Annotated in this window: 4 protein-coding genes; 1 reads left to right on the top strand and 3 read right to left on the bottom strand. The window is 55.5% G+C overall.

Going from position 1 to position 2,629, the window contains the following annotated elements; translation table 11 throughout:
* From L692_RS28730 to L692_RS0113240, 3 genes are all read right to left on the bottom strand, one after another.
* Positions 1-168: kinase/pyrophosphorylase (locus L692_RS28730; RefSeq protein WP_036723564.1), on the bottom strand; the 168-nt coding region annotated here is incomplete at its 3' end.
* Between the two features lie 19 nt (positions 169-187).
* Positions 188-844 (bottom strand): helix-turn-helix transcriptional regulator, encoded by a 657-nt coding sequence (locus tag L692_RS0113245; RefSeq protein WP_051503498.1) that lies wholly within the window; start codon positions 842-844, stop codon positions 188-190.
* Positions 845-1,039: 195 nt separating this feature from the next.
* Positions 1,040-2,026, bottom strand: a complete 987-nt coding sequence (locus L692_RS0113240) for a DMT family transporter (protein ID WP_025700549.1) — start codon at positions 2,024-2,026, stop codon at positions 1,040-1,042.
* A gap of 141 nt (positions 2,027-2,167) precedes the next feature.
* Between L692_RS0113240 and L692_RS28725 the strand changes: the two genes are divergently transcribed.
* On the top strand, positions 2,168-2,629 hold a 462-nt coding region (locus L692_RS28725), incomplete at its 3' end, for a GntR family transcriptional regulator (protein ID WP_036723562.1).

Genomic DNA, 2,629 nt, shown 5'->3' with positions numbered 1-2,629 from the left:
AGCCTCCTCAAGCAGCTTTCGCAGCTCATCCTCATGTCTTACATTGCCGTACCGTTTGATCGTGACACGCTGATTCTCGAATTGGTGTAAGACGGCCTGAACGACAGCTTCCGCCGTATCCCCCAAAGAATCCGAGCATATCGTAATGAAATGTGAAGGCTCATCCATGCTCTAATTGATTCCTCCGTTATCCTTGGGCTTCGGTATCGAGGAGAAGCTTTACGATGGAAGTCTTGGTCAGCCGTCCTACCACATCCAGCTTTCCAATGGCTTCTTCTCCCTCACAGGGAACGACTACCGGCAAACTGTCTACCTCGTGAAAAATCATTTTGTGCGCGGCGTCCAGCACCGTGTCGTCCGGTCCGACCGTAACGAGCTTTGGCTGGCGCGTCATCACCATGCTGACGGGAATGGATGCGGCTCCGGGATTGCCAAGAGTCACCTTCAGGAAATCCTTGCGGGAGGCGACCCCGGTCAGCTTGCCGTCCGCGTCGCAAATGATGAGTGTGCCGACATCCTGAAGGAACAGCGTAACAACCGCGTCGTGAACCGTTGTCGTCTCCCGGATAATGATGGGCACGCTTTGAATATCCTTGACTTTCGTTTCCTGCAGCAGATAGCCGCCGCCAAGACCTCTGGACGATTTCCCTCCCGGGAAATAGCCGACCTTCGGCTTGGCGTCGATGTAGTCGAGCATAACGAGCAGCGACAGGTCCGCGCGGATGGTCGGGCGGCTGAGCCGCAAAGCTTCGGCAATCTGCTCGCCGGTGATTGGAGCGTTCTTTTTAACAATGTCGATAATTTGTAGTTGCCGGGAAGTTAGTTCGATTGCAAATCCCTCCACTGTCCTGATGCAAGAAAGCGATTCCTTCTGTCAGGAAAAGGGCCGCCGGATTGGATGCCCCCTTTCCCAAAGGCGTCATGTCTGGAAGAATAATCCCTTTCGTTGCTTATATAATACATAATATTAATGCATGTTGCAATATATAATACGTACTATTTTAGATTTTTTTATGAAAAATGAGTTATATAACTGAAATTAATCCTCGTTTTTGAGCTTTTGATGCATACGGAAGCCCTGCCCCACAGCAGCTGTCCCGGGAGAACGTCTGTTGACAAACGAACCGGGAGCGAATCTGGCGAGCAGCTGCTTCAAGGCTTGCGCGTTGACAAGCATCGTTCCGCTTATGATAGTTATTACACCCAGCAAGGTTATCCATGAAACTGCTTCGCCATAAAAAAGGACGCCCACTCCGACCGCGATCGGCGGGGACACATAGAGCCAGGTGGACGGGAAGATCGGGTTCGTCCTGGCAACGAGCCAGTAGTACAGGCTGTGGCCGACCATGGAACCGATGACCGTCAGATAGAGAAAGGAGCCTGCGGCCTTCCAGGAGAGAAGGAAACCGATGCTTGGCCGCTCCGCGAACAGGGAGAGCAGGAGCATCAGCGCCCCGCCGTAAATCATCTGCGCCGCGTTCAGCGCGATGGGGTGAACCTCCGGAAGACGGGCGGTGACGGTCCGGGTATACAGGGTGCCCGAAGCATAGGCCCATTCCCCGATCAGAATGACGGCGCATCCGGCAAGCCAGAGCGGGGAGACGCTGACGGACAGACTGGGCAGGACGAGCAGCAGGACGCCCGCGAATCCGACGAGGCAGCCGAGGAGGGAAAGATCGGATGCTTTTTTGCGCAGGATCGCCGATTGAAGCAGCAGAATCATGATCGGTCCGGTTGCGGAGAGCACGGCGGCCAGGCCGGACGCCACGTACTGCTCGGCCCAGTACAGCGCGGCGAAGGTTCCGAAGGTTAGCCCAAGCCCGGTCAGCGCCGTTTCTTTGCGCAGGAGCAGGGCGAAGGAGGCTTTACGTTTCCATGACATCCACAGCAGGAGCAGCGCTCCCGCAGTGAAAAACCGCAGTCCTGCGGAGAAAAAGGGAGGGGCTCCGGCGTCCACGCCGATTTTAATGGCCAGGAAGGTGGTGCCGAAGATGAGACATACGAGGCTGTAAGCCAAAATAATCATGTTCAATTGCTCCTTTGTCGCTATGTATTTTCATCCCATCATATCGGGCTAAAGACAGAACAGATGGAACAGGACAGAACAGACGGGCGGGAAATGAGGTACAATGAATGGCACAGGGATTATACGGGAAGGGATGGAAGAATGAACAAGATATCCGGCAACGAGCAGCATCCGCTGTTCCGGCAGGTCTATGAATATATGACCGCCCGGATCGACCGCGGCGAGTGGAGGGCGAATGACAAGCTGCCGTCGGTTCGGCTGCTGGCGGAGGAGCTCCGGATTCACCGGCTGACCGTCTTCAAAGCCTATCAGCGGCTGAAAGAGGACGGCAGGGTGTATGTCAGGGACAAGTCCGGCTACTACGTGGCGCCTGTGGCGGCGGCCGGGAAATGCGACAGTACGGAGACGGACCTCGGTTACCGGATGCGCAACCGGCTCTCGGACATTCAGCGGATGCCGGTCAAATACCAGTTCTCCCAGGCGCTGATCGACCCCAATTTGCTGCCGAATCTCTATTTGTCCGACTATGTGAAAGAGGTGTTCGACCGTTACCCGAAGGTGATGGGCACCTATTCCGGCGTGGAGGGCGATCACGAGCTGCGT

The organism is Paenibacillus forsythiae T98 (assembly GCF_000520735.1).
Taxonomy (GTDB): Bacteria; Bacillota; Bacilli; order Paenibacillales; family Paenibacillaceae; genus Paenibacillus_AQ; species Paenibacillus_AQ forsythiae.
Note: the sequence above shows the minus strand (reverse complement) of the source record. Positions and strands in the feature narration are given on the sequence as shown.